Here is a 5,527-nt window from a genome sequence, read left to right as displayed (position 1 = left end):
TGGCATGTATATCAGGAAGACCGTACACAAGGGCAAAAACGGCAAAGAATACGTCAACTACCTCTTGGTTGAGTCTGTGGCCACACCAAAGGGACCCAGGCAAAAGACCATCTGTTCCTTGGGCAGCTTAGAGCCAGGCCCGCCTCAAGCGGTGGCATGCCTTGGCAAGGAAACTCGAAGCGGCTTTATCGGGTCAGCTCACCCTCGATGAGCAAGACCCGTCAGTGGAAGAGATCGTAGCCAAGGCAAAAAAGCGAGGCAAAGGGACAAAAAGACAAACCCAGAAAAAAGAAGAAGGCGAGATAGTAGGGATAAAGGTCAACGCGGTGGCTGCAGAAAACGCCAAGGAAGCTGGTCCTGTACATGTAGCCAATCACTTCTGGATGAGGCTCGGGATGGAAGAGGTCTTAACCGAAGCCGGACTCGATAAAAAGTCTTGCGAGCTCACCAAGGTCATGGCCTTTAACAGGCTCATCAATCCCGCATCGGAGCACGGCATGCCTGCCTGGACAAACGCTACTGCCCTGGAAGATATCATGGGCATCGACCTCTCGACCCTTAAAGACGACGCTTTATACAGAAACCTCGACAAGCTGATACCGGCACAAGCACAGATCGAATCATCCTTGAGGGCGAGGGAGGTGAGCCTCTTCAACCTCGACTGCACGATCTACCTCTACGACATCACCTCCACATATTTCGAGGGAAGATGCCCTAAGAACGATGAAGCAAAACGCGGCTACTCCAGGGACAAGCGTCCAGATTGCAAACAGGTGCTCGTGGGGCTTGTGGTAGACAGAGAAGGCTTTCCCATCATGCACGAGGTCTTTGAGGGAAACAGGGCCGACTCCACCACGATCGGTGCCATGCTCGATGCCCTGGAAGAAAGACAGGGCAAGAAAGAGATGATTACGGTGGTAGTTGACCGGGGCATGGCAAGCCAAGACAACCTCGATCTCATCAAAAGCAGGAACTATCATTACGTCGTAGCTTCAAGACAAGGCGAGCGCGATCGCTTGCTTTGCGAATTCGAGGACGAAGGAGGGTTCGTAGAGGTAGTTCGCCTCCCCTCTGCCACAAATCCCTACCAGAAGAAAAGCCATGTAGAGGTGAAGAAGAATGAGTGCGGCGGCGAGGTTTACGTCTTAGTGGTGAGCGAAGAGCGATCGGCTAAGGATAGATCCATAAGGGAGGCCCACGAGAGGCGCCTGCTCTGTGACTTAAAGAAGCTGAAAGAGCGCATAACTTGTGGCAAGCTGGTCAGAGAAGAGGAGATCTACGAGGCCATAGGCAGGATAAAGGAGCGCTATCCCCGCGTCGCTAAGTACTACGAGATCGCCTATCACAAAGGGGAAGACAAACTAATCTGGGCAGCAAGAGAGGAAGAGAGGGCGAAGGCAGAGAAGCTCGACGGCAGTTACCTCTTAAAGACAGACAGGAGCGATCTCGACCCAGAAGAGGCCTGGCGCATCTACTCCCTCTTATCCAGGGCGGAAGCTGCCTTTTCTGACATGAAAAGCCCTTTGTCTTAAGCGCCCTATCTTCCACCAGCTAAAAAACAGGGTGAGGGCTCATATATTCCTCTGCGTCTTGGCCTACCACCTTCTGGTAGCCATAGAAAAGACGCTGCGCGACCAGGGATGCACATCTCCTGGATTACGGCAAAGGAGGCGCTCAAGACTCATCAGGTGGTAACTATTGTGCTGCCCACAGCCGATGGCAGGGTTTTAAAAGTGCGTCGCGCGACGAGGCCGACCCCAGAACAGATTGAGCTTTATTCCAAACTGAACGTACCCCATGAACCGATCAAGCCGAAGAGGAGCTGGCTGAAAGAGAATTAGTGACTAACGAACGGCAGAATGCGTTGGTATTGCTGTGTTTGGAGGCTATAGATGCGGAAGTTGGGTTAATAAGTAAATAGCCTGGAGTGTGGTTATGTGAGTCTGTTGAGGGGCCTATATTTATATAGATACCGTCTTAATTCTTAAGTTGTAAAGTTCCAGGGTAGGCATCGGGATCAGATTTAAGTAGGATAGCCTAAAACCAATTCCGAGAACCTAAATTAGCTAATCTGCATGCCCGGTCTTAAAGGGTTTTAACGGGCACTTGGTTTGATGTAAGGCAAATGAGGCATGTTTGGGTTTTGTAGATCTGTGACAAGAAAAAATTATGGTTTATAGCGGAACGACCACGGGATGGCCTTTGATGCGCTCGATGGCGACGTTGACCCCATAGACAGCTTCTACCATGGCTGGTGTAACGTTTGCACAACTCGATGCGGAATAGATCACGCCGTTTTTCATAAAAAGTGCCTTGTCGGCAAAACGCAGGGCCGAACCGAGGTCGTGCATGGTCATAACCGCAGCCATGTCGTGATTGGTGACTATGTGACGGATAGTTTTAAGTATCTCTTGTTGGTTTCTCAAATCCAGACTGCTCGTAGGTTCGTCCAGTAGGAGCACCTTCGGCTCCTGGACGAGCGCTCTGGCTATATTGACCTTCTGTAGCTCACCGCCGCTCATCTCATCGAGAAACCTCAAGGATAGCTCTTCGAGCCCCAGGGTTTTGATGATGGCGTCTACTTTTTCTAAGTCTTTTTTGCGGACCTTCCATTGAATGTGCGGCCTGCGCCCAAGAAGTATCGCGTCAAAAGCCGTCAAGCGCCCGCTTGCGCCTCGTTGGGGAACATAAGCGAGATCCTTAGCTATTTCCATCCTCGAAAGGCTTGATATGTCGCGCCCTTCGACGAGGACGCTCCCTCCCTGTGGCCTTAAGATGGCGTTAATGCATTTGAGGAGCGTAGTTTTACCGACCCCATTAGGGCCGAGGATGGCCAATAGCTCATTCTGCTTGAGGGCAAAGCTTACATCTTTTAGGACCTGCCTGCTTTTATAGCAAAAAGATATACCGCTTATGGATAGAATCATCGTCTATTACCCTTAATGATAAGATAAAGAAACACCGGTGCTCCTACAAATGAGGTGAGGATTGCTACGGGCAAGACGCGCGGAGCCATAATCATTCGCGCCGTTGTGTCTGCTGCTAAAAGCAATATGCTCCCCATGACACAGGAACCTGGGAGGAGGAACCTGTTGTCATCGCCTATCAAGCGGCGAACCATGTGGGGGCAGATTAACCCAACAAAGCCTATGACGCCGACAAAAGCTATGGTAACAGCCGTTACAAGAGATGCGAAGAACATCCCAAAGAATCTGACGTAGCGGACACTGACACCGAGCCCGAGAGCCGTTTCGTCTCCAGCATCGATCGCATTATAATTCCATGCGTTAAATAGAAAAAACAATATCACTCCACCCGTTACGGCAGAAATTATGCCCAGTTCGCTCCAATTAGCCCGACCTACGTCACCGAAGGTCCAAAACACCATGGCGGCAAGCTCAACGTCATCGGCAAAATACTGCAAAAACATGGTTCCAGCGGTAAAGAGCGAACCTAAGGCCACGCCGGCTAAGGCCATCACCTCTGGAGACCCCCGGCGCAGGTTGGATATTAATATGACTATCAGCGTAGCTATCATGCTGGTTAAAAAAGCGGTCCCTGCCGTCATTCCTGCCCTGAGCGCGTTAAGCGCATAGGTGCCTGAAGCTAACGAGAACCTTGACCCCATGGCCATGACCGAAAGGGCTGCGCCAAATGCCGCAGCGTGGGAAATGCCCAAAGTGAAGGGCGAAGCCAGGGGGTTCTCTAAAACGGACTGCATCACCGCCCCAGCGATTGAAAGGCCAGCACCGGCGACTATAGCTGTAAGCGTCTGTGGTAATCTGATATTAAACACTATTGAGTCGAGCTGTTCTGAAACGTGTCGCAAAAATAGAGTCTGAAGGACCTCTCTTAAGGGCATGCGGGCAGAGCCTATCGAAATAGAGACCACGATTAAAGCTGCCAAGATAAAAAAGCCCGCTACGATGAGGGTAATTTTACCTCCTATATATCGCTTGTATCCTACAGGAATTGAACCTTCTTCAAGATGCATGGCTTTTCTCCATGTTTTTTTAACCTGGTATGCCCAACTTACTTGAGGGCATTTAAATTTATTTGCGTAAAGGCTAGGCCATTAAAAGAGGCGTTCATCTGTGAAAAAACTGGCTTACCCACGAGAAACTCATAGATTTCGTCCGCTTTGCGCTCGGGGTCAGTATCTTTAAAGCACTCAGGATAACAGACCGAGCCGACAAAATACGCGTCTGCGAGGACTGAGCCGTAGTTTATCGTATACCAGTTGTAGGGAAGGAGGCCGTAAACGCGACCGGCTCTAACTGCAGAGAGCACGCTGAAGCACGCTTCATTTTTTAGCTGGCTTAAAGCCCCCGCTTCCCCAGCCTGAAGCGTGGCAAGGTCCACGAAAATGTATTGCGGGTCAAGCTCAATGATCTTTTCCTTAGAGAAGTTGACCTGCTGTGGCTTGCTATCTCCTTCTGCGGAAGCTATGTTTTTGACATTGGTGAACAAAAAGGGAGGGTAAGCGAGCTCTGTGGAGGTAAATCCATGTGGCCCCTTGTGGGCAATGCCCCCAACAAAACAAGTTGGGCGCTCTTTTTGTGAGATGCTTAAAGTCCTTGCCTTAAGATCACATATTGACGCCTCGAAAAAGTCGATAACTTCTTTTGCCCGGCTCTCCTTTTTTAAAATTTTACCCATGAGAGCGAGGGCTTCTTCCATATCCTCTCGGTGCTTCGTTAGATCGCCATAGTTTAAAACTACGACGGGAATGCCAGTTTTAGCTTGCAATTCGTCTGGGTTGTATCCAGCATCGGCATAGGTTTTAAAAATCACCTGAGGCTTTGGGTCGAGAAGCAAAATGAGTTCCGGGTTATCGCGCCCCCGGAACTCACCAAAAAGCGGCTTTTCGGCGAGTTCTGGATGGGCCAAAAAATATGGCCGCGCCTCAAAGGCCCTGCGCGATTTTTCTATATCATCCACGGCCACTACTTTATCGAGGGCCTGCAGATACACGGCGTATCGCAAGCACCCCGGGCCTGAGCAAATGATGCGCTCCACATCGGAAGGAATCGTTACGTGCCGTCCCCATGCATCAGTTATACTTATGTTAGAATCTTGAGGCCAACCTTCTCCTGTGTGAAAGAAAAACATAACGAAAGCTGCCGCTAAGATCGTTAAAGCTCGAATCATACTTGTGTTTTTAAACAAAAAATTTCCTCCTATCCCCAATGTCGTGTTACGAATATGATAATACGTAACACGACATTGGGCAAGGGGCTGTTTTTGACAGATAGATAATCTCTTTTTAGACGAGTAAAAAGGGAATTTACTGTTATCTTTAGGGAAAAAGCACTTCGCGCTTTGACTGAGCTATACTGCTCTATATACTTGACCCCATAAGCTGGACAGAGGAATGAGACGGACCTTAGCCTGTATATACAAAAAGGAGGCAGACATATGGGCAACATTCGCAAGAAATACGATGCTACATTAAAAGCTAAAATAGCTTTAGAAGCAGTAAAGGGAGAAAAGACAATAGCGGAGATATCCAGCGAATATGGGGTAC

General features: G+C 49.4%; 6 protein-coding genes. 3 read left to right on the top strand and 3 right to left on the bottom strand.

Features of this window, described 5'->3' with window-relative positions; translation table 11 throughout:
- From EZM41_RS14120 to EZM41_RS13250, 3 genes are all read left to right on the top strand, one after another.
- Window positions 1-211: hypothetical protein (locus EZM41_RS14120; protein WP_232619420.1), on the top strand; the 211-nt coding region annotated here is incomplete at its 5' end.
- The gene (locus tag EZM41_RS13255) at window positions 162-1,532 is read left to right on the top strand and encodes an IS1634 family transposase (RefSeq protein ID WP_198471705.1); all 1,371 of its coding nucleotides are present in this window, start codon (window positions 162-164) and stop codon (window positions 1,530-1,532) included. The genes EZM41_RS14120 and EZM41_RS13255, both read left to right, overlap by 50 nt.
- Before the next feature lie 168 nt (window positions 1,533-1,700).
- The gene (locus EZM41_RS13250; protein WP_198471703.1) at window positions 1,701-1,841 is read left to right on the top strand and encodes a hypothetical protein; all 141 of its coding nucleotides are present in this window, start codon (window positions 1,701-1,703) and stop codon (window positions 1,839-1,841) included.
- 333 nt (window positions 1,842-2,174) lie between these two features.
- Here the strand turns inward: EZM41_RS13250 and EZM41_RS13245 are convergent, their stop codons facing one another.
- Genes EZM41_RS13245 through EZM41_RS13235 form a run of 3 tightly spaced genes read right to left on the bottom strand, consistent with a single transcriptional unit; the run spans window position 2,175 to window position 5,169 of the window.
- Window positions 2,175-2,927 (bottom strand): ABC transporter ATP-binding protein, encoded by a 753-nt coding sequence (locus EZM41_RS13245; protein ID WP_198471702.1) that lies wholly within the window; start codon window positions 2,925-2,927, stop codon window positions 2,175-2,177.
- On the bottom strand, window positions 2,924-3,994 hold the full coding sequence (locus tag EZM41_RS13240; RefSeq protein ID WP_198471701.1) for a FecCD family ABC transporter permease: 1,071 nt from the start codon (window positions 3,992-3,994) through the stop codon (window positions 2,924-2,926). Before EZM41_RS13240 ends, EZM41_RS13245 begins: the two co-directional genes overlap by 4 nt.
- Before the next feature lie 38 nt (window positions 3,995-4,032).
- Window positions 4,033-5,169 carry an iron ABC transporter substrate-binding protein gene (locus tag EZM41_RS13235; protein ID WP_198471700.1) on the bottom strand — a complete coding sequence of 379 codons (1,137 nt, stop codon included), beginning with the start codon at window positions 5,167-5,169 and terminating at the stop codon, window positions 4,033-4,035.
- Between the last annotated feature and the right edge of the window lie 358 nt (window positions 5,170-5,527).

It is taken from the genome of Acetomicrobium sp. S15 = DSM 107314, from assembly GCF_016125955.1.
Lineage (GTDB): Bacteria > Synergistota > Synergistia > Synergistales > Thermosynergistaceae > Thermosynergistes > Thermosynergistes pyruvativorans.
This window is presented reverse-complemented; position numbering and strand designations above follow the sequence as displayed.